The sequence below is a fragment of the Enterococcus sp. JNUCC 77 genome (genome assembly GCF_054819945.1).
Window position 1 is genome coordinate 122,667 of record NZ_JBTHIG010000002.1, and the last position, 25,191, is coordinate 147,857.

Here is a 25,191-nt window from a genome sequence, read left to right on the forward strand (position 1 = left end):
TTTCTCCTTTTTTATAAATACTCTTCAACGCTTGCTTTGAATGCGTCGAGATTTTCCGCGTTTAAGATTTCTGATACCAATACACCATCTTGAATTTTTTCAATTAAGTTTTGTAATTGTTGTAAATGTGTCTCACCTTCACCTAGCACTAACATGAATACTACTTTCGGGTGAACGAAATCATCCTCATCGCCGCCCATTTCGTTAAATTCAAGTTCATTTTGGTTAACGATACAAACAATCGTATCTTTTTTTACATAAGTGCCATCCGTATGAGGAATTGCTACCGCCGGTGTTGTCGGCAAACCAGTCGCAAAGTTTTCTTCTCGCTCATTTAAAGCGGCTTCGAATTCTGGACCAACATATCCTTGATCGACTAAGTAATTACTCACCTCTTTGAATAATTCTTTGCGATCTTTAAAATTCGTTTGAAACAAAAATTCTTTTTCAAACATCTATCCTGCCTCCTTTGTTTCAACAATTTCTAAGTCTTCTTTTTTAAAATCTTGCTCCACTTTCTTATCTTTAAACTTAGTGGTAATTACAATATCTAAATCAGCTAATTCTGCTGTTTTATATAAGGCTGACTTGCCAAATTTCGTTGCATCTGCCAAGAGAATCACCGAACGGCTATGAGCAACCATCATTTTTGAAATTTCAATTTCCCCCATATGATAGTTGGTAACGCCTGATTTTAAATCAATACCAGCGCAACCGAAGAAACCAATATCTACAAAAATTTCTTTAGCATTGTTTAAACCAAAGCTTCCAAATAATGAATCCTCATTTTTACGAACGTTTCCACCTAAAATAATCAAATCAATCTCTGGTGAATGAATCAGTAAATTCACGATTGGAATACTATTAGTCACGACTGTTAAATTTTTAAAATTGACTAATTTCTCAGCTAAGGAATAAGTGCTCGTGCCATAATCTAAAAAAATGGTATCTCCTGGTTCAATATATTTCAACGCTCGTTGGGCGATTATCTCTTTTTCTTCTTCGTTTTCTGAACGTCGACGATCATAATCCGTTTCAATGTTTGCTTCATCTAAAATAGCACCACCGTATGTTTTCTTTAGCAAGCCTTCTTCTTCAAGCTCGGTCATATCTTTACGGATTGTCTCTCGGGATACCTTTAACTGTTTACTAACATCTAAAATACGAATTGACTTTTTCTCTCTCAAAAGATCTAGTATTTTTTGCTTACGATCATTCATCGTTTTCCCTCCTCTTGTAATCGTTACCATAATAATAGCATGTATTTTGCAAATTGCAAGTTAAATTTGGCAAAAGCCAATTATTTTTTTGCTGTTTGCAAATTATCATTGCTTTTATGCCAAAAAAATGCAAAAATAATCTTATAAATATATTAGGAGTGAGTAAGATGATTCATATTGTTTGTCCAAACCCTGCAGTTGATCGCACACTACTATTTGAAAAAATTCAAAAAAGTCTACCTAATCGACCTAAAGAAATTCGTGAATTTCCTGGTGGAAAAGGCTTTAATGTCGCTTATGCTCTTCAATACAAGCAACCTGAGGAAATGATAATTCACACAATGTTGGGAGGAAATTATGGTCAACAAGTTGCCGACTTAGCAAAAGATTTAGGCTATCAATTGAAAATTACCAAAATAGCAACCAATACGAGAATTTGCAATATCCTAATTGATCAGAGCCAACAGGATATTTTCCCCTTATATGAAAGAGGATTTGAATTAGATGAAGAAACCTTGAATGATTTTACTTGCCAATTAGTAAAAACTGTCAATGATGGAGATTATTTAGTTTTTTCAGGCTCGCTGATGCAAGGGATGCCAGCTGATTATACTTTTAGAGTAAAAAATCTTTTACAACTTCAAGGCAAACAAGTCAACCTATGTGTTGATACTAGTGGTCCAGCTTTATTGAACACTTATCAAGAAAGTTCGCCTTACTTAGTTAAAATCAACGATGAGGAAATTTTAGATATTTTCCCAAATGAAAAATTAGAAACTACGAACGATTATCTGAAATTACTGCAAAACAAAGTTGATCCTAAAATTCCCTATTTTATTATCACGCTAGGAAAAGATGGTGTGATTGCTCGAGCAAAAGGAACATTCTACTTTGCAAGTGCAAAAAAAGTGATAGCAAATAATCCAATTGCCTCTGGTGATTTCTTTTTAGGACGCTTAATGGCTGGTTTATCCCAGCATCAAACTTTTTCTAAAACCTTACAAGATGCAGTTACTTTTTCAACCACCAATGTTTTGAATTGGTATCCTGAAGTTTTTTCAGAACAATTACTCGAAGTTGCTCAAACAATTACAATAAAAGAATTATAAAAATAACCTTCTCATCATTTGAGAAGGTTTTTATTAACTTAAATTTATTGAAACCTAACTTATAATCATTATTAATGCGTATCTTTTTTAATTATTTTGATTATTATGTACACTGGAATTACAAGATGAATTGATTTATTCAGAAAAGAGGTGTATCAGATGATTTATCAGACTGTTACTTGGAAGGTTTTTGATGATCCTCAGCAAAGCATGAGCCATGATGAAATTATCCATTTTATTGATGTTGACAGCCAACAAGCCGCTGAAATGAATATCATCACGAAAAGCTCAGATTATAATGAGGTTTTAGAACATATTTTTTCTGATGAGAAAGCCAGTGATAATATCAAATTTTTTAACTCTGAAGGTGAATATTTCGCCGCACGATTATAAGAAAATCACCTAAAAAAGAAGCTTACTCGATTGATAGAGTAAGCTTCTTTTTTACTTAAGCTAATTGTTGAATAATCTCATTTGCAATTTCTTGCGGGCATCGATGGGAAGTTTCAACTGTTATTTTAGCAAGCTTTTCATATAAGTTTTTTCTACTATAAAATAATTCCTTGATTTCGCTATCAGCTTTATTTGTCGCATTAGGGCGGATATTTTCTTCGTCGTTTCGAATGCGATCGATTAAAACATCTGGGTTGGTTTTTAAATAAATGACCTTTTTATCTGCCAAAACATCTTGATTTTCTTCCTGCAAAATGACTCCACCACCGGTAGCAATCACCGATGATTGGTTAATGGCTTCTTTTAATAAATTCGTTTCATGCTTACGAAATGCCGCTTCACCATGATTCTTAAAAAATTCACTAATTGAACCAATTCTTTCAACTAAAACATCGTCCATATCAACCCGTTGGCAGTCCAATATTTTTGCTACCTCTTGGCTAATTGTTGTTTTCCCTGCTCCCATAAAACCAATTAAAATGATTGCTTCCATTGAACTTCCCCTTTTCTCTTATAAATATGATTGGAAATCACTTAATAAAATCTTGTGAATCTCTCCTTTGCCAATTTCCGGCACAATTACAATCTGGATATTTTTTCCGCGAACTTTTTTATCATGTAGGATTGCTTGGTAAATCTCTTTTGACTGCCAAGGTGTAAAGCTAGCTGGTAACTGATATTTTTTTACCATCTGGCTTATTTCTTCAGCTAAACCAGCTTGACTGAATCCCTTTTCTTCTGCTGCTTTAGTCATTTGAACCATGCCAATCGCAACTGCTTCTCCGTGAGTAATATTTTCATAATGCTGGCTCGCTTCCAACCCATGTCCAATCGTATGACCAAAATTTAGTAGTAGTCGCTCGCTTTCATCAAATTCATCTGCTTCTACTAACTTTTTCTTCACTAATAGGGCCTTCTCAATGATACTAACGCTATTTGGTAATACCTCGTTAAGTCCACTTAATGATCGCAATTGTTGCCATAAGTTTTTATCTTGAATTAAAGCGCATTTGATTACTTCAGCCATTCCTTCAGCTAATCGATTTTGCGGTAGTGTTTTTAGTGTTGTTGGATCAATCAAGACACCATCGGGCTGTGCAAAAGTGCCAATAATATTCTTAGCCTTTTGACTATTCACACCAGTTTTTCCACCAATACTAGAATCTACTTGCGCCAGTAAAGAAGTTGGAACTTGAATAAAGTGCAATCCTCGCATATAGGTTGATGCAACAAAACCGGTTAAATCCCCAATTACGCCGCCACCTAATCCAATCAGTGCATCACTACGACTAAAATCATTTTCAGTTAAAAAGTCGTAAAGCTGATTGGCAGTTTCCAGTGACTTACTTTTTTCTCCAGCGGGAATAATGTAGTGAACCACTTCAAAGCCATGTTTTTTCAAATCAGCTAACACCGCTGCACCGTAAATCGGAAATACGTTACTGTCACTAATCAAGGCAATCTTTCTGGCAGACCATTTTTCAGCTACCCAAGCACCGAGTTTTTTTAAAGCATCTTCTTCCAGTAAAATATCATAACTCTTGCTGCCTAGTTCAATTTTTAGCAAGGCTAGTTGCCTCCTCTGAAAGTCCATTCACTTTTTTCATTGCTTCTGCTAAAATATCGACTTCTTTCATCATTTGCAAGTAATTTTTTTCATTTAATGACTGATCTCCATCTGACCAGGCATTGACTGGGTCAGGGTGAATCTCTACGATCATACCATCAGCACCACTAGCAACACCGGCACGAGCCATTGGTGCTACCAAATCCCAGACACCTGTTCCATGACTAGGATCAACGATCACTGGGAAATGGCTTAATTTTTTAATGATTGGCACCGCACTTAAGTCTAAAGTATTGCGGGTTGCTTTTTCATATGTCCGAATACCACGTTCAATAAATAAGATATTGAAATTATTCTGCACCGCAATGTATTCAGCCGCATTCAACCATTCCTCAATTGTTCCCGAAATACCGCGCTTTAAGCCAATCGGTTTTCCTGTTTTACCGACAGCCTCTAACAAACGGAAATTTTGCATGTTTCGGGCACCAATCTGAATAATGTCTGCGTATTTTGCTACTACATCAATGTGACCCTCATCCATTACTTCCGTGATTACTTTCAAATCATGGGCATCAGCGGCTTTTCGCATCATTTTCAAGCCATCTTCTCCCAGACCTTGGAAAGCGTAAGGTGAAGTTCTCGGCTTGTAGGCCCCACCACGTAAAATTTTAGCGCCGCCAGCTTTTGCCATGCGAGCTGCTTCCATAATCTGTTCTTCCCCTTCGACTGAACAAGGTCCTGCCATCGTGACAAAATCTCCAGCGCCGATTTTCACCCCATCAACATCTACGACAGTATCTTGTGGATGAAATTCTCGGGAAGTCAGCTTGTAACTGTTGGTAATCGGTACGACCCGCTCTACAGAATCATACCGCTGAAAAGAAACATTTTGTAAAATCTCCGGATCACCCAATAAACCTAAGACAATTCGATCTCTTCCGTGATTGATTTGTACGTCTAAACCTTTTTCTTTAATTGTGGTAATAATTGGCTGTAACTGACTTTCAGTTACTTCTTGCTTCATAATTAAAATCATATATCCTAAACCCCTTTATTTTTGAATTTCCGCTTCTAACAATGGTCGAATCACATCTAATGGCATTTTTTCACCCGTCCATAATTCAAATGCTGCAGCTCCTTGATGTAGCAACATTCCCAAACCATTAATTGCTACCGCACCCTTTTCCGCAGCTGCTTTTAATAATTTTGTTTCCGCTGGATGATAAATGACATCGAAAACAGGTAAATCAGCTCTTAATAAATCAACATCTCCAATTGGCATTTGATCAGGCTGCGGATCCATGCCAACATTGGTACCATTAATTAATAAATCACTCTCTGCTAAAGCATCAGCAACTACTTGCGGGTCCGCTAAATCGCCGAGTTTTATTTTACAGCCAGTTTCTTGTTCAATTTCTTTCAGTTTAGGAGCGATTGTTTGATAAAATTCATCTTTAATATTTAATACGTCAATTGCACTAGCTCCCTCAATTGCTGCTTGTGTAATAATTGCAGTTGCTGCACCACCAGCTCCTAAAACTGTAATTTTTTTATTCTTTACACTTAAATCATGCTCTGCCAAACTAGCTAAACATCCAGTCCCGTCTGTCGTGTGACCAACTAATTTGCCATCTTGATTGACAATCGTATTAATTGCTCCAATCAAACGAGCAGCTTGACTTAATTCATCGACATGTTCAATCGCTGCCATCTTATGGGGCATCGAAAGATTAATTCCTAAAAGTTCTAAATCGCGAATCGCTTGGATACTACGGCCCAACGTCTCAGGCTGAATATCAAAACTTAAGTAGACAGCGTCAATTCCTAATTCTCGAAATGCTGTCGTGTGCATCGTTGGCGAAAAGCTGTGCCTTGCTGGCAGTGCATATAAACCTGCCAATCTTGTTTTTCCCGAAATTTGTTTTTCCATACGTACCTCCTTCAAATAATAAAAGCAAAAAAGACTCATTGTAGATAAAAACCTACAATGAGTCTTCCACCAGAAAAAATGGTATTGAAAAAGCCACTATAGATTTTTCATCTACGTGGCGAACGTCATCTCAAAATCCTTCAGCCATCATAGACGCAAACTTGTTTGCCGTTTGCATCCATCATGTATGAATACAAACCTACCTAAAATAGCTAAAGTAATAATTATTCAGTTGTGGGGTCATATTTTTTATCATATCGATCGCTCCAAACTGTTTTTTTAAGATTGGCTTAATTCTAGACGGGTGTTCTATAATTGTCAAGCATTTTTTTAAAATAAATTCAATTAAATTTATTTATTTGGATATTCAAGGATTATTTCAGCTGCTTTTTTTGCGCCATTAAAGGATTTTTTCAGTAATTTTTGTTTTAGTATCTCCGCTTTTTTCTGAATGGTACTGTCTGTTAAAACTAGTTCCAGAATTTTCTCTAGCTTTTCTTGTGTTATATCATGTTTACTTAATTGATAACCATTGCCGTATTTTTGCGAAATTTTCAGATTGTAGCGCTGTTCCATTTGCAACCCAAGACCAATAAACGGTTTGCCTGACAAGCAGGCTGTCTGAATCGTTCCCTCACCACCATGAATGAAAGACAAATCAATCAAGGAATTGACTTTTTCAGTCGGCAACCAGTCAAAAATATAAACATTTTCAGCAAACTTTTTATTTTTATACTCTGGCAAATAATACGCCACCGGACAAATAAATGTATACGGCAATTGGGTTAAAATTTTTAACAGCTTTAAAATCAATGGTCGATTGGCAGAACTTCCCATCGCAAAATAAATCAAAGTTTGACTATTTCGTCGCAACTCTAGAATTTTTTCTGGTATTTCAGCTGACAATTTCCCATAAACAAAACCAACAAATTGATAATTAGCTGGTAGTTTTGTGACACCTGTTAGTTCGGGATAACTAGTAACCAAGTTTAAATCTGCTTCTAATAAATCAAGCGTACGATGAAAAACCTTTTGCTGATATTGTTTTTCAATTTGTCGAAAAGCTTTCGGGACATAACGAAATTTCAATATAGCTCGACTAATTAATATACCGATAAAAGACTCATTAAATATCTGCCCACTAGTAATTTGCGGTTCAGAATAAGCAAACGGCTTTACATAAATCAAAGGAACCTGACATATTCTTGCTGATAAGAACAGCGTCATCGATGTCCCGATAACGACTTTATCAATCTGATTATTTTTGATAAAATCAATCTCTGCTGCGACTCTCTTTTCAACCAATTCTTGTGAAAAAGGTATTTTTAGCGATTTCCCTTGGTCAAATTTCATCATATTTTCTGCCAATTTTTCACTTGTTAGCGGTTTTAAATAACTAACTTCAAATCCCGCCTCTTCAATTAAATAAGCAAATTTTTTACTGTACGCCACAAAAAAACAGGCCGCATTTAATTGTCGTAGCTCTTTGGCTACCTCAACCATTCGAGTAGTTTCAGCTAAATTAATTGTCTCAGGTACAAATAAAACTTTCTCCTGTGAATCCTTAATAATCTTTGACAGGTAAAATCATCCCTCTCCAAGGTTTAAAATAAACATCAACTTTTATTAATAACAATCATAACTTTTTTTGAACAATCCTGCATTCATTTAATTAAAAAACCATGGAATAACATTTATCCCATGGTTTAAAACTTTATTTAGGTGCCAAACTTTTAGTTTCGGTTAATATATAATCGCCGGTTCCAGTATAACCAGCCATACTGTATAAAGTATCTAAATCATTGAAATGCCACCATTCAGAGGCAAGTGGTGTTAAACCATTGTCAGTCATATATTTTTGAAGAGTGACGGTATATTGGTTCACACTCGGTGAATAGCTGGCACTTTGCCAAGCAGTTTTTGATAACACATCAACTGGTCCTGTAAAGAGGGCCGATTGATTACTTAATTCATGCATTGGTGTTTGCATTGCATATTCAGAATAACCCGTGACTTGTTTAATCTGATATTTCCCAACCGTTTTTTCAGCCGTTTCAGTCACTTGACCAATACTGACATCCATCGCGTAACCGACCTGGTGATTGGATATAGAAGTGACAATAAACCAATCAATACTCCATGGTGCTGTAGTAATTCCCGCTTTTACAGTCGGATTTTGCGCTGCTAATGCTTGAACCTTATTGGCCGCATTGACTTGTACACTCAATGGACGAAAAGCTTCATATAAAATAATTGTATTATTTTCGCTTAAAGCTTGCTGCTGAGCCGCCATGATTTTTTTGGTCATCGGATATAACACGGGCATAATGTATTGTTCTTGTTCTAAGCGATCATTATAATCTTTACTATTGTATAAAGAAACACCGGTAATATCAGGAATATCTACATTAGATGTTCGGAAGATCGAACCGCTGACATTTGTATCATTATAGACAATTGATGGAATTAAATCTGGTAAATTCACTAGGGCATATTGACTTTGAACCCACCCAGTTTGCGTATCGGTTTTAATTTGCAACCAGCCATTGTTTTCAGCTAAAACGGTAAATCCAGTCCCCGGCGCTAAAGTTTCTAATGTGGTACTTTCAGCAGTCACATCACTTTTGACATTTAACGAGATTGACGCATAGCCTGAAGCACCATCTAAGGGTAATTCAAACTCTCCTTGATAGACTCCTCCTTTTATCTTTTCTTGAGAAGTACTGGTTTCAGTTTTTTTCCGGCTTGTCTCTGTTGTCTTTTTACTAGAATGACTAGTTTCGCCAGAATTATTTTGATTGGATTGACAGCCGCCGACTAGAAATAATAGCGCTACTGCTAAAAATGCCAACTGTTTATGTTTCAATTTTATATACCATCCTTTTATTTTCTATTCCATAGTATAACAAATTATTCTGTTCTCGGCTGATTAAATCCTATTCAGTTAAATTCCTTTACATTGAAAACGGTTTTCTTCATAATAAAATTAAGAAATGATGAGGAGGATGAACATGAAAAAAAAGTTTAGTTTACTACTGGTTTTCTTAAGTAGCGTAGGATTATTTGCAGCTACTACTGAAGCTTCAGCCGCTGACATGCTGAGAGTATACAATCCGAATTCAGGGGAACATTTCTACACTGCTGTGACTAATGAACGGGATCACTTAATTCGTACAGGTTGGATGAATGAAGGAATCGGTTGGAATGCACCAAGTTCTGGAGATAACGTTTACCGACTTTATAATGCCAATGCCGGAGATCACCACTATACTTTAGATGCCGGCGAACGAGATTATTTAATTAGTGTGGGTTGGGAATATGAAGGAATCGGCTGGTTCTCCGACAAAAATCAAGGTGAACCACTTTATCGATTGTATAATCCTAATGCACAATCTGGTGCCCATCATTACACTCGCTCAGGCTATGAAAGAGACAGTTTGGTTAATCAAGGTTGGGTTGCTGAGGGAATTGGTTGGTATGGCATTGACTCTAATAATAGTAACCAATCACAAGATATTAATAGTCGCTTCCTAACATTAATCAATGACTATCGAACATCTCAAGGGGCAAATACTCTAACTAACGACAGTTTATTAAATCAAGCAGCTGATATTCGTTCAAAAGAAATCACTAACTCCTTCAGTCATACACGACCAGATGGTCAGAGTTTTTCTTCAGTTTTAGCAGATGTCAATTTTGACAATTATAGTGTTGCTGGTGAGAATTTAGTTCTATTCACAGCTGGTGGTTCTTCACAAGAAATCGCACAACGAGCTTTTGACTTATGGAAAAATAGTCCTGGGCATAATCGTAATATGTTAGATCCTGACTATACGATGATTGGCAGCTCGTTTAGAATTGTTGGCAATGAAGTCTACGGAGCCAATTTATTTGCCGGATAAATAATATAAACCTCCAATAAATATAGAATTTTTTTAACCGATTACTAACTTAAACAAAAAAGAAAGCCTTTCCAATATTTTTCTTTACTTATATTTCTTTTTTCTTCATAATATAATTGTAAATTGAAAAAAGGAGGAACAGAAATGAAGAGAAAATTTGGTTTAGCTTTGGTTGTTTTGGGTGCATTTGGTTTATTTACTGCTAGTTCAGAAGCTTCCGCGGATACAGACATGTTGCGGGTTTACAATCCAAATTCTGGAGAACACTTTTACACAGGTGTGCCAAATGAAAGGGATGGTTTAGTTAGAGCTGGTTGGGATAATGAAGGTCTCGGCTGGCGCGCACCAAGTTCAGGAGACAGAGTATATCGTTTATACAATCGCAATGAAGGCGACCACCATTACACCCTAGATGTTGGAGAACGTGATTGGTTGATTGGTTTAGGTTGGGAAGACGAAGGCACGGGTTGGTTCTCTGATAGAAATAAAGGCGAACCATTATTACGCCTGTACAATCCAAATGCTAAAACTGGTTCACACCATTATACACATTCGACTGGCGAAAGAGACAGCTTAGTCGCAGCTGGTTGGCGTTATGAGGGAGTCGGCTGGTACGGTGTTGAACAAGATACAGCTACTTCTCAAAGCATCGAAGCACAATTTTTAACTTTATTAAATGATTATCGAGCTCAACAAAATTTAGGCACACTCACTTCTTCTACTCTTTTAAAAGAAGCGGCTAGAATTCGGACAGTAGAATTGTTAGATGTTTACGGGGAAGAACGTCCCGATGGTCGTGACAGTGAATCAGCACTTGCCGAAGTTGGTTATACTGATTATACCGCATACGGTTACAATATAATCGGCATTGATAAAACGACTGTTACGAACACTCAACAAGTCGCACAGGCAACATTTGATGAATTAATAGCAGATCCAGTGACTCGAGAAGTAATCGTTTATCCCGTCTTCAATGAAGTAGGGATTTCATTTAAAATGAATGATAATCAACCTTATACATTTATCTTTTTTGCAACAAAATAAATGATCTACCTCCAATTAATTTTGGAGGTTTTTTTGTTACTTCTGAATTAATTATCTCGACCCCTTTTACAAAAAATATGTTTTTACTCTCAATACCAATAATAATTTCGAAACTAGAAACAATATAAGAATAAAGTTGGAATTTATACCATTATTTATTTGAGATTACTGAATAAGCTTTTACTTTATGACAAAATAGTGCCGGACATAATGTCAACATGCTGGGTAATTATATTCAGATTAGCAATGATTTCCAAGTAAACAGTTCAACTGTTTATGGAACAAATTTATATGCTAAAAGTTTCTATTAACATTTGCCGAAACTGTTATTAATAATAAATAGTTGTTAATTAATTTGTAGTTTTTTTTATTTTTTTGCTGAATTCTTTTATCTTCTGCGTATTTTGTTTTTGAAAGAGGAAAAAAGAAAGGAAGATTGAGATGCGAGAATACAAAACTTCAGAAGCTCAACGTCGCGCCAGTAAAAAATACCAAGAAAAAGCCAACAAAGATCCTGAAAAAAGGGTCCACCGCACCTACTTGGCCTCTCGACGTACGGCAAAGTCTTTTATTCGAACCAAAGCCACCCGAGAAGACCTCACTGAATTAGAAAAAATGATCGCCGAACGGTATGAATTGTTAAACAAGATAGACATTGCTGCCGAAAAAATGTAGTTACTCCTGCATCACTACCATAAAAAACATTCTCTCCCAAAAACCAATTGCCTTGCTTAAAAAAACATGGTAAAATTATTTCGTTATGGGAGTGGATGGGTTCTGGTGTGCCCTCTGGTCTTCAAAACCAGTATGAGGAGTTAGGAGCTTCTTGGGTAGGTTCGATTCCTACACATTCCCGCCAAATAGAATTTAGCGTCCGCTAAGCATTGATGTAGAGCCTTTTCTACTGATGTTTGGCGGGTTTTTTGTTTTTGAATGCCCTTTTGAATGCCCTCTGATATTTTTTGTTTTATCAGTTTTCATCTCCGCTGTTCATCATTAGTATAAAGATTTAATAATTTGTTCGCTTTACAATAACGAACGTAAGTTCGTATAATGTTGGTGAGGTGATTAATATGATGGAAGATTTCATTAGGAAATATTTGGGAGATGAATACGGAAACTTTTATAAAAACAGCAATATTACTACACAAAATGAAATAGATATAAGTATTATCAATATTCTTTCAAAAAGAAACTCAGTAAAAGAAATCAATATCGCAAAAGAGATAGTTCAATCTGACAACCAATTAAAGCTTAGTTATATTCTTGAAGCTGATTTAAAATCTAGATAATTTTGAGGTGCTTAATATGGTATATCCATTTGAAAACGAAAATATTCATGTCAGAGCGGAATTCCCATATCATTTTAAATCAACTGATCAATTAGAAATAGACTTAATGTCAGTGATAATGGAACCCATCCCCTTCTTTGCTTTTCACGACAGCTTACTATTGACTTTATTCCATAGTAAGAAAGATTATTTTTTGATTCCTGCTAAGAAAAATAAAAAGAGAAGAAACTTATATTTCCGTTTCGATGTCCAAATATTGAAACCAAAAGACTACAACTCTCCTTCTGGTTCCACAATCTTCCGATACAACTATAAAGGATATGATTTTGGTAAGGAACTTAGCTAGTTTATATTGATTTTTTAAAGACATATGGTACTATGTTATACTAATTCCGAGGTGATGGCATGGATAAGTTTACAGGATTGTTGACGAAGATTAGACTGCTGAAAGATAAACCGCTGTTGGTGAGGTTTACCTTGAAGTCAGATGATAAGAGTATCAACTGTATTACAGCTAAAGAAATATTAGGTCAACGTATCCTGATGCTACCAGATGATAAATACACAGCAGAAGTTGTAGGATTATTTAATGTGAAGGAACAATTAGTAATTAGACAATTAATTGTATTAAATCCAGATAATTTGATTAAAATGATTGATTTATGGTAATAAAATGAATTTATTGGAATTAAATCACTTCCGACTTTATAATACTATATGGGGTGTTTTTTATAATAAAACACGTTGGTATTATGACAAACATAAGGTTTAGTACGAGTCTTACGAGATTCACATTGATTACTGAAAGCTCTATCGTTAATTGTGTTATTGGAGATTTATTTTTAGGCGTAAAGCTTCTAGGTTTACATGATAATCAGTATATCATTTCAATTGGTGGGGTTAAGGATATTTACGATAGCTATGATGAGATAATAGTTAAGCAGTTTAAAATATTGAATAAAGACAGATTAACCGATGATTTAGGTTTGTAAAGTCCGATTTTTCGGGCTTTTTTTGTGCATAATCTATTGACATTTATAGCGCAATGCGCTATAATAAAGATAGTTAAGGAGGAGGTGATAAAATGTGAAGAAGAAAAAGCAAAAAAAGAAGCCTGATAAACTAGAGTATCAAACGGCTAAACTACTTTTAGTAATTGCGGTACTACAAGTAGTAGAAAAGCTGATTGACCTAGTTATCAAGCTACTAAGCAAATAGGGAAAAGGGCGCAAGCCCTCCCTTCCCTTTTATTATATCAAAAATAGGAGGAATTTAAAATGGATAATAAAACTAACCGGTTATTAAAGATTACTATTGTTCTAATGATTGTCTCTATTCTATTAAGTTTAATCAATTTATTTATCTGAGGTGTTTTATATGACAAATTATAAAGGTTCCAGTCAGGAAAAAGCTGACAAGAAATATAGAGAAAAAGTCAGCGCTGATGAAGATTTGAGAAAAAGAAGAAGTAAAATGAGTGCCTTTAGGACTGCCAAAAGTTACATAAGAAACCATGCTACGCTGGAAGAATTAGAAGAATTAAAAAACTTAATCAAAGATTGTGAATCAAATTTAAAGGACAAAAAAGATTAGAAAAAGCCTGATTTTATGGGCTTTTTTTGTTGAAAACACTTGACATTATATACTATCGATAGTATACTATAAATATAGAAAAAAGAGAACAAGAAAATTAGAAGTTGGCTTCGAAATCAATCTTCTAATATTCAAGTTCTCAATCAAAATTAGTTGGGGGAGTTAAACTCCCCTAGCTTCTATGTTCATTATACCATGAAAAAGGAATGGAAATGGAAAAACATCATTGTAACTTTAGAAAAAACTAAACCGGAACTAAAAGTCGCTGTCGCTTGGATAGTCGTCTTATCGTTGATAATATGGATGATTTGGTTCAGATAAGGAGTCGTTAAATATGAAAGATGTTAATCAACAGACAGAAGCAAACAAGAAATGGCAGGAAAAGAATCGTGAACATACTAGATATTTAAGAAATCGAAGTACTTCTCGTTCATTCATCAAGAAACAAGCTACTACCGAAGACCTTGAAGAACTCAAATCCTTAATAGTCGAACGTGAGCGTGTTTTGATGGATGAAAAAAGACCTTAGCTTTCGCTAGGTCTGTCTATGTACCCTGTAGGACTCGAACCTACGACCGGACGGTTATGAGCCGTCTGCTCTAACCAACTGAGCTAAGGGTACGGCTTGTATTAGTATACATTATTTGGTAAAGTTTTGTTAGAGGTTCGGGCCTCTCCTTGATATTCTTGCTAATCCGTCGTCTCGTTTGAGGTGGCGGTATTTTTTATTTTCAGATGGCGAACATATGTTACAATAAAAATAGAGAGCAACAGAATTCCCCCAGATCTACTTCCCCAAGTTATCTGATTCTGTTGCTCTCTTTTTAAGAGTGTTACTTTTTTATATGACACAACAATTATATCAATATTCAAAATATTTTACTAGTAAAATGCTGAATTAGAGAGTTACTTTAAATTCTTTTTGATATTGTCAATACCTTCAGTAACTGAATTTCTGAATGCTTCGTCTTCGTAATATCCTAAAGTCCGAAAAACTGCATCAGCTGTGGAATTATTGTCCATCCAGTCAAATACTTTAATCTGTTTTCCATCGTGTGTTTGAGAGTATATTGCTTGCATGGCATTCCAATCAGCCTCGCTGTGTAACACGCTCACTTTTGGTCCTTGTACATAAAAAATTGCGTTTCTATTTGCAAATGCGTAAATCATATCTTCATCCTCCTGTTTTTTAGGTTCTTCTTTTTCTGGTTGAATTGGTGTAAATAGATCACCTTTTTGAAACTCTTGAGCTAATTGAACAACTTTGTCTACGTTAAGTCCTCCTGGACATGCCGTGGAAGTAACTTCGCTATGTTTTAATACATGTTGTCGATCACAAGGCATCCCATAGCGAGTACAAATATCTGCGACTAGTTTAGCGCAATTTATATGTGTGGCTTCTGAAACAGCCCATGAAGGCGCACCGCTAGAGTTAACATTTTCTAATCCGATTGAACGGTAATTTGGATTAGCTATTTTAGGCGGATCATTGGGACCTGTTCCCCCTGCATGCCACGCTGCATATTGTTCTCCAACACAGCCGATAATTTCAGTATCTGTAATTTCATAGTGAGCGGATGTTCCAGCGCTACCACTAGCTAGCCACGTATTCATTGCTACATCTTTATTAGTTGTTGCATTATGATGTAGAATTATTCGATCAATCGCAACCCCATTTCTACTACCGGCATTCATTGCATTAGGATTCACACTAGTAGTTAAAGAGCTAAATATTTCTCCGGCCATTATTTATCCTCCTTTTCAAAATTCAAAGAACTCTTAATTGTGATTGCACCTAAAAAAGCAGTAAACAAGTTTAACGTGGTTACTGCTAATTCAGATGTTTCCCAACCATAAGCTTTACCTAAACCGCCAACTAATGCTGTTAAGGCTGGCATGAAAATCATGACAAGCCATTTCACTTTGTCATACGTTTCGTTTTTCATCTTCATTTATCTTCCTCCTAAAAATTTTAGAATCTCCATAATAAAAGCAAAAACTACTCCAGCCGATCCACCTATACCAAAAATCATTTTCCACAAATTAGTTTTATCTAGCATTTCAGTTTCGTGAGCTAATTCTTCACTTCGTTTATTTCTCTCTAGAACAGCACTTAGTATTTCTTGGTTCTGTTCAGATTGCCTTATATTTTGTTGACGCAAAAATTTATTTGATTCATCTACTCTTGCAAGACCCTCATTCATAGATCGTTGCATTTCTAACGTAACGTCGTTCAATCGATTTAGCTCTTTATCGTGTTGACGTAGTTTTTCTTCATGTTGTTTAACCTGTGTCTCTAACTCCAAAAATTCCCACCTTCTTTCAAAATAAAAAGAACAACCAAAATTAATTGGTTGTTCCCTCTGACACCTGATTTTTCAATATTTTTTCTAGTTCTTCTATCCGCTTCTCTAATGATTCTCTTTTGGCTATTTCTTCCTGTAAGGCTTTTCCTATAAATGTCGCATAACTGTAAATATCAACAGCTTCACCACTTTTATATTCTGCGGACAAATTGTCTTCTAAAATAACACCCATTTGAAAAGAACCTTGAGGACTAATTCTACGATATTTTTTAAAATTCGTATCTTTTAATTTATCTAAATAACCTTCTTCTAAATCACGAATGCTATATTTCATCTCTTGACTTGAAGATTGTCTAAAGGCAGATGCCCATATTTCCACAAAAGCCGTATTGTTCTTATTTCGCACATTGACAGACTGACCTTGTAAATTAACACTACCATTCATTGCTATGGAATATACGTTTCCTTTATTTGCCTGTAATATAATATCACTATCTAAGCTTAATAGCTCAGTTACACCATTCGACTTTAACCAAAGTCTTGAAGTATAATCTTCATTACCAGTAATTGATCTATGAAAATCAACATAAGTGTTATAACCATACAAGTCTAATCCTGCATTTCTATCAGTCAATATATTACTTACGTCTGCCGAAAGACTTAATCCTTGATTGTGAAATCCTAAATAAAATTTAGAATCATTCTTTTTAGTTGTTATGCCATCATAATCTAATTTTACAGATTCATTATTATTTCGCTTAAAAAATATTTTTTCGCCATCCAAATTCATACTATTATTAGGAGTCGTTGTTTCATTAATGAAACCATTATAACGTAATAAACGTAACGTCCCTGAAGTGACGTCTCCTAAATTAGCCACAATTGCCGAAAGACTATCAGTTTTTATATTCTCGGCAGAGAAGTAGAATGTCTCCCATTTCAAACCTGTCCATCGATAAATCACACCTTTATTGTATCCGGCAATATTACCCATGCATTTCCAAAGCATGTTCTGGTATGGATTATTGGGTACAGTTGATGATTCAGTTACTCCTGTTGGTTCACCTTGTTCTCCGTCCCGAACTTTTAATACTGCAATAGTATCTGATAAACCATCTAATGTTGCAGTGACACTTATAGTGGTCCACGCTGTCTTTTCCCATTGCGTACTAGAAAGAGTTCGAGAATTCCCTGAACCACCCAAAGTAATAGCTGGTTGCGCCGTGGTTCCTATATAAGGAACGGCCAAAAATGCCGCAATACCAGAAATATTTTGTAGTTTAACCTCAAAAGTAATCTTTTGTGTTGAGGTTGGGGTATTGCTAGATGTAAAACTCATAATTTGTGAACTTGCTGATAAGATTAATGACTTAGCTGGTTCTCCAGGTCCACCTTGTTTGCTGACAGAATAAGAAGTTGATGTTGTGTTATCTGTGTAGGTAATTACAGTTTTAGTCCATAAAAATTCGTTATCATTAACTTTAGGAATCTCTAAATCCCAATCACCTTGTGGAATATCCGTTCCATTTTGTGCTGCTTGATAAGTTATTTCTGTTTTTCTAATGCCTTTACCATCATTACCGTTGTAAGTTGCATCAAAACTTTCTGAGGTAGTGCCATCTGTGTACGTTGTGATTGTCTTTTTCCAAAGATAATATCCTTGCGGGACTTCTGGTAAAGTTTCCTGCCAAGTTGTGGGTATCGTTGTACCTGATTTTGATGTAGCATAGTAATCTTTAATACTCTTGACTCCACGACCATCATTTACATTAGCAATGGTAACTTCTGTACCACCTCGCATATTTTCGTTTTTATCAATGATTTCATACCGATAAACAGCACGTTCATTAAAATCAGTTGCCTTTACAGTGATAGATTTTCCACCGGCGAACGGACCATCATCTTTGAACCAATTAATTGTAAAATCTGCTGTTACATCTTTCAATCCGTCTATTACTCTTGCAGTCAAAATAGTTGTTCCATCGTTGTTTTTAAATATCAATCCATTACTACTGATTATCTGACAGTCATATTTTTTATTTGCATCAATCAATGCCTGCATTTTAGCCAATAATCCTGTATCAACTTGTGAAGTCAACTCTTTATAATTACTAAAAGTAGTTTTACATTTATCGGTATCCGTCCAACAAATTTCTTGTTCTGATACACGAGCTTCTAATAACAAAGTAGGATTATAACCGGCATCGATTAATCTGACGGTATCTCCTAAACTTACTTCTTCCGTGAACCCTTCTACCTCATAAGTTACTGTAGGTTTATCTAATTCTTTTAGACGAGCTAAGGCTTGAGACATTAACGTTTTCTTGTTGTCTGTATCATAGTCCCAAGTAAAACCAATATACCTATCCTCTACGTTAGGACTAATTCGGTTTGAAGGAAAACGATCTCTTGATTGAGGTGAATATATCCATCCAGTCTCTTTGAAACTAAAGTATATTAGATTTCCACTAGCATCTTTTTCTTCTAATACCTCTCCTATTAGAGTCATATTATCTTTACCAATAGGGCGTATGGCTGTCTTAAGATTACTGATATCTACTGATTTACGAATCGTCTTTATATTTTTTCCATACTCAAGTTTTATTTCAGGTCTGTATTGACCAATACCTTGATCCTCATCATTAACCTTCTTATAGATATTAATAATTAGCTTTTCAGTCATATAATTATCCAGTAGCTTAGGAACAAATTCTATTTCAGCACCAAATTTTGTTGCGAGTGATAGTAATCTAGCTAACAATGTAGAATTACCATCCCAATCAAGCTTTAATTTTTTATCACTAACTTCATTGATTCCTACTGTTAGAGTTTTTTCAGGATCAAATTCTAATAAATACTCAGTGAAGGGCTTCTCATTTGGTGAAGCAAAAGCATCTACTTCAGTATTATTCGCCTCTAAGGAAACGCCCATAGCCATAATTGTAGTGGATTGTTCATCTTCGTTTGTTTGCATAATAGTTAGCATATAATCTTTTTGTTTATACCTAAACGCAAGTTTATAGCCTTCTTTTATTTTAATGACATCTTCAACGTTTTTAGTAATCTGGCAATCAAAAGTACAAGCCGTTCCTGTTAAGTAAGTATGCAAGACCTCATTAAAAAAATGGATAGCTCTTGGTTTAGAGTTATCCATTACTGTTACATAATTTTCATTTTGGTCAAGGATTGCAATAACTGGCATTTCCATCACAGCCAAGCCTCCTTAATCTCTGCTTTTATTTCAGGAGCAGTCGCAAAAGATGAATAATAAAATTGTACTTTAGTCTCTCCAGGTGGTGCTAAAAACCAATCTGACCCCACAACATCAGCAATAGCAACTGAGTTATGATATATCTTAGCAGAATCTCCTTCGACAATTACTTCATCATTTTTTTGAAACTTATTAGGAACCTGAGTGGGATTATCCGTATAATGTTTATGAAAAAACACATGTTGAAATCCCATAATATTTAGAACGGGTCTAGCGCTCATTTGTCCAGCAAACAGGGTAACGTCTGTAAAAACAGTATCTTTTAATGTTGTCACCACATAACTTACTGTACGATTGTTAAATCGAAAAGTAACTTTATTACCAAACTTTTCTATAATGATTCTGCCAGTATTTTCAGATACAAAATCGTTAGCACCAGTGTCGATATCAATATGTGCGTTAGTTTCTCCGTTGTATAAGCGAATTTTAGCTTGATTACCGTCTGTCCCTTTATCTACTGCAATTCCTAAGAATCTCTTTCCATCTGCAGTAGATATAATACATTCCATTAAGCCTTGTTGATTCCCCGCATAGTTTAAAAACCATAATCGTAAATCCAAAGTAAAATTTTTAGCTCCCACTTCTCCAGAACTATCTGCACTTAATTTTCTAGTTTTAGAAGCTCCATGCCAGCCATTGCCTAATCCATAAGCATTGACTGCCATAAATGCTCTGTTGCTGAAATACTTAGTTGTCCAAGTACCAGTCGTGGGGAAGTTCTCTGTTAATCTTCCCCCACCTTCAGTCCATCGCATTAGAAGAGTTCCATCACTGGCTGTATCTCCTATAACCATTTCAGATTCTTTTGCTTCACTTACTGAGCCGATTTGTCCAGTACCATGACGGCTGACTACTCCTAAGTAACCATTTTTTGACGTGTGTTTTATTCTATAAGTAATAGGTACACTTACAGTTCCTTCATTTACAATAGTTGATTGTAAAATTTTATTACTATCTAAAACTGCTGGAAATATTTTGATATAATCTGTTTCAGCATATATATTTTTCAAATTAAAAATAAGATTAAATTCTATATCTAAACGGTGTTCCATACTTCGAATATACGATGATTCCTCATCAACTTCTGCTAACCAATAACGGTTTGGAAAGAAAGAGATTTTCAATTTATCTTCCTTCCCCTGAAAAAGACCAAGTGCAATCTTGTCTCTGACAGTCACTTGGTCTTTTGTTTCTATTAAAAATTTGAAGTTGAAACTCTTTTCCTTGGATTCACCAGGTTTAGGTAAAGGCATCAAAGAAAAGTCTGGTGAATCTATCAAATCCATATAATCAGTTAAAATAAAGTCACCAAATTTAATTGTTACATCTGATTTCAATTTATCCATCACCTCTTATCTTAGATTGAATTAAAGCCGTTTTTGTTTGTGCATGATCAACCACTGTAGCCAACTCTCTTTCATTTGCTTCAAGTTTAAGGTTCTTCAAATCTGAGCCAAATTGACTCATTATTCCAATTAATTGATCTAACTTGTCTTCTAATTTGGTACTATCGTTTGATTTTTGGGTTGTACCTGAATTATTCGAACTATTTCCTGATAAGTAAGCTAAAACCTGCCCCATCAATTCAATAGCTCTAGTCTTTCGGGTCAAAGGAATCACCATTTCAGGTTTATTACCTTCTGCCCCTTCGAATAAACCATGTTTAGTGATTAATCCACCATTCTCATATCTTCTTGGACCAGAAGGGCTCCATCCTCCTCTAGGATTAAATTGAGTTCGCCAATACTTATTGTTAAAGAATGCAAGGAGTTGATCGTATCCACTCATGATATTATTATGTCCTTTTACCGCATAGTTTGCGAATGTGCTTGGGATATATTGCAACAATCCTCTCGCTGGATTTCCATTTGCCATGTTAATATCCCATACGCCAGCGCTTTGGATAACTTTTTCGTTTCCCCCTGATTCATGTTGAATTAAACTTAAAATATTTGCAATGTCCGATTCAGTAACTTGTACTCGCATTTGTTTTGCGGCTGCACGAATAGCATTGTTCCAATTACCATTGAAGTTTCTTCCGCGACTACTGCCCATTCCTCCACGTCCAGTAAGTTCTTTGATTCGTGCAAATCCCCAAAGGTCGGGTGCAGCATACCCGCTATAACCAATCCCATTTCCTGGGCCATATGCATTTGGTGCGGAAGCATTAAACATTTCTCCTGGTTTGGTATACATGCCCACGTGCCTATGTGCATTTGGTCCAAAGTAAATTAAATCACCTGGCACAGCTTCTTTCTCGCTAATGTGCTCAGTAGCATTCCATTGCGCTCCTGTGTAATGAGGAAAGTTAATACCAATCTGTTTTAACGCCCACATAATTAACCCTGAACAGTCAAATGTGTCTGGTCCTTCTGCACCCCATACATATTGTTTTCCTTGTTGTGCGAGTACCAATTTCATGAACTCAGCACGATCTCCTGTACCAACCATCATTTCTTCAGCAATCTTTTTAACAAATGTATAAGCCTTGTCTGTCATTAATTTAACAGCAGATTTAGTCATATTTAAGTACATGCCATTCATTCCATCATATTTGATTTTTTCATTAACGATTCTTTCAAAAACAGATTTATCATCAATCAAATCAAATATTTCATCAAAGTCTCCTATTCCCTCTTCATACCGTGGGATATCATACAGTTTCTTGAACCGTTTTGTTTTGGTAGCAGGCATTACTTTTGAACCTTTAGGTAAATCTGCAAGAACATTTCTCCCTTCAGGAATAAACCCTTGTCCGTCAGGGGTCTGGATATATTCTTCGTAATTGTTTCCTTTTTGATCATTCACTAATGCAAGCCCACCAGGATGTGCTTTAGTTCCTTTTGCATAAGTAGGGACTGTCCAATTAGATAATTTCTTTTCGGACTCAACTTGTGTTAGTACATGGTTAACACCAGCAACCACGCCGTTAACACCTTTTCCGATACCACTAACCATTTTATTGGCTACGCCGTTCATTGTGGTGTTCAATGAGGTTCCCATGGAGCCTATACCGTTAATAAGTGACTGGATTAAGAATTGTCCTGCACTATAAAAAGTCGGACTTTTTGATTGTAAATTTAGAATCGAATCATTTCCTAATTTATCAACACCACTCAAAAATGTAGGAACCAAATATTTCCACCCATTCATCAAGTTAGTGGTCCAAGCAACCCCTTGAGTATAGTTGGGAAGATTTTCAGCTAATAACTGGTTCTTATATGTTTGAATAAAGGTCGCTTCGGTAGAATACATAGTTGGTGCTACTGCATTCCATCCATCTATCAAATTACCCATCCACTGGGAGCCGGCTTCTAAATTCTGTTGGTTTGTGGCTCCCAACTGTACTGAGTCTACTGAAGAAGTTTCTCCGCCAATTGTTTGCTTCTTGCCTCCATTAAGAGTATTTGTTAACCGATCGATTGCTTCGATTAGTTTTTTAATAGGTTCATCTGTAGAAACTGATTCAACTGTACCGCCTATTCCATCCTCATAGCGTGGAATCATTTTTTTAGTTAGGGAAGCTTTTACTACTTGTGAACCTCGTGGTAAATCAAGAAGAGTATTTCGCTCCTGCGGTAAGAAGGCACGTCCATCTGGTAGTTTGACTAACTCTTTAAATCGCATTCCTTGCTGATCATTGACGAGTGCTAATCCACCTGGATGGAAATTTGTACCTCGTGCGTAATTCCCAGTTATTAAATTACCTTTTTTGTTTAGAGATTTTTTTATACTGTCCCAAGTGTCATCAATGAAAGCAGAAAATTTAGCTGTGAACGTTTTGGGTTCTGGCTTCTCCTCGTTCCAGTCTTTCACAGCCTTTTTACCTTGTAGACTAGCCTCCCCTACATTAGTAGCATCTCCGTTAAGAGTTTTTAATAATGCATCAACTTTATTGTACTCATCAGTCGAAATTTTACCTTCAATCATTTTTTGTTTGAGGTCTTCATTGTTGGCTAACATCGCTTTAACACTATCTGGAAGTTGCATCCATGCATTATATTGTTCTTCCGATGCAAACACCTTGCTTGCCAAGTCTGTATTATTAGCCAACATATTCTTTTGAGTATCAGGTAAAGTAATCCAGCGATTGTAGCTTTCTTCGGAAGCAAAAACCTTATTCATCAAATCGCTGTTATCTAGAAATATCTTTTTCTGATCATCAGGAATAGTCACCCATTTGTTATACATTTGTTCGGAGCCAATAATTTTGTTCACCAAATCAGTATTATCAGCCATGACTTCCTTCTGATCGACAGGTAGATTATTCCATCTATCCACCTTGGTTTCTGTATCTAGTAGCTTCCATACAGCATCAGCGTTATCTACACCAAGTTCTTTTCTATCAAGTTTGTAGTTATTCCACTGGCCTAATTCATTAATAGTATCGTAAAGCTCAATTTTCGCTTCATCACCGTTAACAAGTAAAAGCTTTTCAGTAAAATATAGATTATCCCATTTCCCAGCTTCACCCATTGCAACTGCAACTTCTTCTTTGGCGTTAGAAGTTAAGTCAGCGTTCTTAACAAGAAATTCTAGCTGGTCCCAGCCGTCTTCTGCATTGGCGATCTCTAGCAACATGTCAGACATGTTTGTTTTTACTTCACCAGTCTTAGGGTCTAAAGCCATCGCATTCCATGCCATATCAGCCTCTGAAGTCCCTTTAGCAAAGTTATCAAGATTTTTCCTACTTTTATCCATACTTTTTCGGACTAGTTTAGATACTTCGTCTACTTTGTACCCATATTTCTCCCATGTGTACCAGGTTTCTTTCAAACTACTTCCTGTTTGTTTGGTCAATTTTGCTAATGAAGTAATCATATCGCCTGTTTTATCTTTATAATTTTTTTCCAAATTATCTAATAAGCGATTTTTTACAATATTACTTAACGAATCATCATCTTCAATGGCTTTACGTTGGCTGTCGTATGCTTTCTTCTCTTTGTCTAGAGATTTTTCAACTGAAGATATTCTTTCTTCTAATTGTTTAGTAGTTAAATCTTTCAAATCCGATTGATATGTTGCCTCAATAGCTAATCGTTCTTTTTTAGAAAAGCCAGCTGCTTTTAGTTGATCGTTTGTTAAATTCGCATAGGTATTACGGATGAACTCTGATTCTTGATCTGACAGTTTCCGATTATTTTGAGATGCATTTTCGTAAATAGAATTGATCCTGTTTAATTGATCTTGAACATCTTTAGAAGTTTGCTCATCCACTCTTTTTTGAGCTGCTAAAATACCGTTATACCAATCTTTAGTGTTTTCATCTAAATAACTTGATTTAGCGATTTTTTCTCTTCGTTCTTGTTCTTTCTTGATAGAAGTATCAATCGAATCGGCAATTTCTTGATTTGCCTTCTTAACATCCTCGGCACTCGTTATCACACTATCTTGGTATTCATTCATTGCCTGAATGCCTTTTTCGCGTAACTCTTGCGACTTAGTGATTACTTTGTCTTGTGCTTCAGTTACTTCCGTACCCCATTTTCCGCCAGCTAATTGTG

26 protein-coding genes and 2 tRNA genes are annotated in these 25,191 nt (G+C 35.7%); 13 read left to right on the forward strand and 15 right to left on the reverse strand.

Annotation, left to right across the window (positions count from 1 at the left end):
• Positions 1 to 11: 11 nt before the first annotated feature.
• On the reverse strand, positions 12 to 455 hold the full coding sequence (locus ACVWNY_RS13440) for a PTS sugar transporter subunit IIA (protein ID WP_218326049.1): 444 nt from the start codon (positions 453 to 455) through the stop codon (positions 12 to 14).
• Positions 456 to 1,220: a DeoR/GlpR family DNA-binding transcription regulator gene (locus ACVWNY_RS13445; RefSeq protein WP_218326050.1), complete on the reverse strand. Its 765-nt coding sequence runs from the start codon at positions 1,218 to 1,220 to the stop codon at positions 456 to 458.
• Positions 1,221 to 1,387: 167 nt separating this feature from the next.
• Here ACVWNY_RS13445 and ACVWNY_RS13450 point away from each other — a divergent pair, with 167 nt between their 5' ends.
• Both ACVWNY_RS13450 and ACVWNY_RS13455 read left to right on the forward strand, forming a co-directional pair.
• The gene (locus tag ACVWNY_RS13450) at positions 1,388 to 2,329 is read left to right on the forward strand and encodes a 1-phosphofructokinase family hexose kinase (protein WP_218326051.1); all 942 of its coding nucleotides are present in this window, start codon (positions 1,388 to 1,390) and stop codon (positions 2,327 to 2,329) included.
• Between the two features lie 159 nt (positions 2,330 to 2,488).
• Positions 2,489 to 2,722: a hypothetical protein gene (locus tag ACVWNY_RS13455; protein ID WP_218326052.1), complete on the forward strand. Its 234-nt coding sequence runs from the start codon at positions 2,489 to 2,491 to the stop codon at positions 2,720 to 2,722.
• Positions 2,723 to 2,777: 55 nt separating this feature from the next.
• Here the strand turns inward: ACVWNY_RS13455 and ACVWNY_RS13460 are convergent, their stop codons facing one another.
• The 6 genes from ACVWNY_RS13460 to ACVWNY_RS13485 form a co-directional block, all read right to left on the reverse strand.
• Positions 2,778 to 3,275 carry a shikimate kinase gene (locus tag ACVWNY_RS13460; protein WP_218326053.1) on the reverse strand — a complete coding sequence of 166 codons (498 nt, stop codon included), beginning with the start codon at positions 3,273 to 3,275 and terminating at the stop codon, positions 2,778 to 2,780.
• Positions 3,276 to 3,293: 18 nt separating this feature from the next.
• A complete protein-coding gene (gene aroB / locus ACVWNY_RS13465) occupies positions 3,294 to 4,349 on the reverse strand; it encodes a 3-dehydroquinate synthase (protein WP_218326054.1) in 1,056 nt (351 codons plus the stop codon).
• Entirely contained in the window at positions 4,336 to 5,385 is a 1,050-nt protein-coding gene (gene aroF, locus ACVWNY_RS13470) for a 3-deoxy-7-phosphoheptulonate synthase (RefSeq protein WP_218326055.1), read from the reverse strand. The genes aroB and aroF overlap by 14 nt, the downstream gene beginning before the upstream one ends.
• A 15-nt stretch (positions 5,386 to 5,400) precedes the next feature.
• Positions 5,401 to 6,279, reverse strand: a complete 879-nt coding sequence (gene aroE, locus ACVWNY_RS13475) for a shikimate dehydrogenase (protein WP_218326056.1) — start codon at positions 6,277 to 6,279, stop codon at positions 5,401 to 5,403.
• Positions 6,280 to 6,630: 351 nt separating this feature from the next.
• Positions 6,631 to 7,782 (reverse strand): glycosyltransferase family protein, encoded by a 1,152-nt coding sequence (locus ACVWNY_RS13480; protein ID WP_218326057.1) that lies wholly within the window; start codon positions 7,780 to 7,782, stop codon positions 6,631 to 6,633.
• A 211-nt stretch (positions 7,783 to 7,993) separates the two neighbouring features.
• Positions 7,994 to 9,145: an SH3 domain-containing protein gene (locus ACVWNY_RS13485; RefSeq protein WP_454072129.1), complete on the reverse strand. Its 1,152-nt coding sequence runs from the start codon at positions 9,143 to 9,145 to the stop codon at positions 7,994 to 7,996.
• Between the two features lie 145 nt (positions 9,146 to 9,290).
• Here ACVWNY_RS13485 and ACVWNY_RS13490 point away from each other — a divergent pair, with 145 nt between their 5' ends.
• The 11 genes from ACVWNY_RS13490 to ACVWNY_RS13540 all read left to right on the forward strand — a co-directional run bounded on the left by ACVWNY_RS13490 (position 9,291) and on the right by ACVWNY_RS13540 (position 14,639).
• Positions 9,291 to 10,181 carry a CAP domain-containing protein gene (locus ACVWNY_RS13490; RefSeq protein WP_218326059.1) on the forward strand — a complete coding sequence of 297 codons (891 nt, stop codon included), beginning with the start codon at positions 9,291 to 9,293 and terminating at the stop codon, positions 10,179 to 10,181.
• Positions 10,182 to 10,325: 144 nt separating this feature from the next.
• Positions 10,326 to 11,225, forward strand: coding sequence for a CAP domain-containing protein (locus tag ACVWNY_RS13495; RefSeq protein ID WP_218326060.1), 900 nt, complete (start codon positions 10,326 to 10,328; stop codon positions 11,223 to 11,225).
• Between the two features lie 441 nt (positions 11,226 to 11,666).
• Positions 11,667 to 11,900, forward strand: a complete 234-nt coding sequence (locus ACVWNY_RS13500) for a hypothetical protein (protein ID WP_218326061.1) — start codon at positions 11,667 to 11,669, stop codon at positions 11,898 to 11,900.
• A gap of 87 nt (positions 11,901 to 11,987) precedes the next feature.
• Positions 11,988 to 12,084, forward strand: a tRNA-Sec gene (locus ACVWNY_RS13505).
• 217 nt (positions 12,085 to 12,301) lie between these two features.
• Positions 12,302 to 12,517: a hypothetical protein gene (locus ACVWNY_RS13510; protein ID WP_454072130.1), complete on the forward strand. Its 216-nt coding sequence runs from the start codon at positions 12,302 to 12,304 to the stop codon at positions 12,515 to 12,517.
• A gap of 16 nt (positions 12,518 to 12,533) precedes the next feature.
• On the forward strand, positions 12,534 to 12,863 hold the full coding sequence (locus ACVWNY_RS13515; RefSeq protein ID WP_218326063.1) for a DUF5960 family protein: 330 nt from the start codon (positions 12,534 to 12,536) through the stop codon (positions 12,861 to 12,863).
• Positions 12,864 to 12,994: 131 nt separating this feature from the next.
• A complete protein-coding gene (locus ACVWNY_RS13520; RefSeq protein ID WP_246601463.1) occupies positions 12,995 to 13,186 on the forward strand; it encodes a hypothetical protein in 192 nt (63 codons plus the stop codon).
• A 125-nt stretch (positions 13,187 to 13,311) separates the two neighbouring features.
• Positions 13,312 to 13,509 (forward strand): hypothetical protein, encoded by a 198-nt coding sequence (locus tag ACVWNY_RS13525; protein ID WP_218326065.1) that lies wholly within the window; start codon positions 13,312 to 13,314, stop codon positions 13,507 to 13,509.
• A 94-nt stretch (positions 13,510 to 13,603) separates the two neighbouring features.
• The gene (locus ACVWNY_RS13530) at positions 13,604 to 13,735 is read left to right on the forward strand and encodes a hypothetical protein (protein ID WP_454072131.1); all 132 of its coding nucleotides are present in this window, start codon (positions 13,604 to 13,606) and stop codon (positions 13,733 to 13,735) included.
• A 159-nt stretch (positions 13,736 to 13,894) separates the two neighbouring features.
• Positions 13,895 to 14,110: a hypothetical protein gene (locus ACVWNY_RS13535; RefSeq protein ID WP_454072132.1), complete on the forward strand. Its 216-nt coding sequence runs from the start codon at positions 13,895 to 13,897 to the stop codon at positions 14,108 to 14,110.
• A 334-nt stretch (positions 14,111 to 14,444) separates the two neighbouring features.
• Entirely contained in the window at positions 14,445 to 14,639 is a 195-nt protein-coding gene (locus tag ACVWNY_RS13540) for a hypothetical protein (protein WP_454072133.1), read from the forward strand.
• A gap of 19 nt (positions 14,640 to 14,658) precedes the next feature.
• Here the strand turns inward: ACVWNY_RS13540 and ACVWNY_RS13545 are convergent.
• From ACVWNY_RS13545 to ACVWNY_RS13575, 7 genes are all read right to left on the reverse strand, one after another.
• Positions 14,659 to 14,732, reverse strand: a tRNA-Ile gene (locus ACVWNY_RS13545).
• Positions 14,733 to 15,016: 284 nt separating this feature from the next.
• Positions 15,017 to 15,856: a peptidoglycan recognition protein family protein gene (locus tag ACVWNY_RS13550; protein ID WP_454072134.1), complete on the reverse strand. Its 840-nt coding sequence runs from the start codon at positions 15,854 to 15,856 to the stop codon at positions 15,017 to 15,019.
• The gene (locus tag ACVWNY_RS13555; protein ID WP_454072135.1) at positions 15,856 to 16,062 is read right to left on the reverse strand and encodes a phage holin; all 207 of its coding nucleotides are present in this window, start codon (positions 16,060 to 16,062) and stop codon (positions 15,856 to 15,858) included. The genes ACVWNY_RS13550 and ACVWNY_RS13555 overlap by 1 nt, the downstream gene beginning before the upstream one ends.
• Positions 16,063 to 16,416 (reverse strand): hypothetical protein, encoded by a 354-nt coding sequence (locus ACVWNY_RS13560; protein ID WP_454072136.1) that lies wholly within the window; start codon positions 16,414 to 16,416, stop codon positions 16,063 to 16,065.
• Between the two features lie 40 nt (positions 16,417 to 16,456).
• The gene (locus ACVWNY_RS13565) at positions 16,457 to 19,624 is read right to left on the reverse strand and encodes a phage tail spike protein (RefSeq protein WP_454072344.1); all 3,168 of its coding nucleotides are present in this window, start codon (positions 19,622 to 19,624) and stop codon (positions 16,457 to 16,459) included.
• The gene (locus ACVWNY_RS13570; protein WP_454072137.1) at positions 19,624 to 21,024 is read right to left on the reverse strand and encodes a hypothetical protein; all 1,401 of its coding nucleotides are present in this window, start codon (positions 21,022 to 21,024) and stop codon (positions 19,624 to 19,626) included. The genes ACVWNY_RS13565 and ACVWNY_RS13570 overlap by 1 nt, the downstream gene beginning before the upstream one ends.
• A 1-nt stretch (position 21,025) precedes the next feature.
• Positions 21,026 to 24,508 carry an NlpC/P60 family protein gene (locus tag ACVWNY_RS13575; RefSeq protein ID WP_454072345.1) on the reverse strand — a complete coding sequence of 1,161 codons (3,483 nt, stop codon included), beginning with the start codon at positions 24,506 to 24,508 and terminating at the stop codon, positions 21,026 to 21,028.
• Positions 24,509 to 25,191 lie beyond the last annotated feature (683 nt).

Coding starts and splice junctions, on each gene's coding strand:
- ACVWNY_RS13440 (WP_218326049.1), bottom strand. CDS start 455: ATGTTTGAAAAAGAATTTTTGTTTCAAACGAATTTTAAAGATCGCAAA.
- ACVWNY_RS13445 (WP_218326050.1), bottom strand. CDS start 1,220: ATGAATGATCGTAAGCAAAAAATACTAGATCTTTTGAGAGAGAAAAAG.
- ACVWNY_RS13450 (WP_218326051.1), top strand. CDS start 1,388: ATGATTCATATTGTTTGTCCAAACCCTGCAGTTGATCGCACACTACTA.
- ACVWNY_RS13455 (WP_218326052.1), top strand. CDS start 2,489: ATGATTTATCAGACTGTTACTTGGAAGGTTTTTGATGATCCTCAGCAA.
- ACVWNY_RS13460 (WP_218326053.1), bottom strand. CDS start 3,275: ATGGAAGCAATCATTTTAATTGGTTTTATGGGAGCAGGGAAAACAACA.
- aroF (WP_218326055.1), bottom strand. CDS start 5,385: ATGATTTTAATTATGAAGCAAGAAGTAACTGAAAGTCAGTTACAGCCA.
- aroE (WP_218326056.1), bottom strand. CDS start 6,279: ATGGAAAAACAAATTTCGGGAAAAACAAGATTGGCAGGTTTATATGCA.
- ACVWNY_RS13480 (WP_218326057.1), bottom strand. CDS start 7,782: ATGGTTGAGGTAGCCAAAGAGCTACGACAATTAAATGCGGCCTGTTTT.
- ACVWNY_RS13490 (WP_218326059.1), top strand. CDS start 9,291: ATGAAAAAAAAGTTTAGTTTACTACTGGTTTTCTTAAGTAGCGTAGGA.
- ACVWNY_RS13495 (WP_218326060.1), top strand. CDS start 10,326: ATGAAGAGAAAATTTGGTTTAGCTTTGGTTGTTTTGGGTGCATTTGGT.
- ACVWNY_RS13500 (WP_218326061.1), top strand. CDS start 11,667: ATGCGAGAATACAAAACTTCAGAAGCTCAACGTCGCGCCAGTAAAAAA.
- ACVWNY_RS13510 (WP_454072130.1), top strand. CDS start 12,302: ATGGAAGATTTCATTAGGAAATATTTGGGAGATGAATACGGAAACTTT.
- ACVWNY_RS13515 (WP_218326063.1), top strand. CDS start 12,534: ATGGTATATCCATTTGAAAACGAAAATATTCATGTCAGAGCGGAATTC.
- ACVWNY_RS13535 (WP_454072132.1), top strand. CDS start 13,895: ATGACAAATTATAAAGGTTCCAGTCAGGAAAAAGCTGACAAGAAATAT.
- ACVWNY_RS13540 (WP_454072133.1), top strand. CDS start 14,445: ATGAAAGATGTTAATCAACAGACAGAAGCAAACAAGAAATGGCAGGAA.
- ACVWNY_RS13550 (WP_454072134.1), bottom strand. CDS start 15,856: ATGGCCGGAGAAATATTTAGCTCTTTAACTACTAGTGTGAATCCTAAT.
- ACVWNY_RS13555 (WP_454072135.1), bottom strand. CDS start 16,062: ATGAAGATGAAAAACGAAACGTATGACAAAGTGAAATGGCTTGTCATG.
- ACVWNY_RS13565 (WP_454072344.1), bottom strand. CDS start 19,624: ATGGAAATGCCAGTTATTGCAATCCTTGACCAAAATGAAAATTATGTA.
- ACVWNY_RS13575 (WP_454072345.1), bottom strand. CDS start 24,508: ATGATTACTTCATTAGCAAAATTGACCAAACAAACAGGAAGTAGTTTG.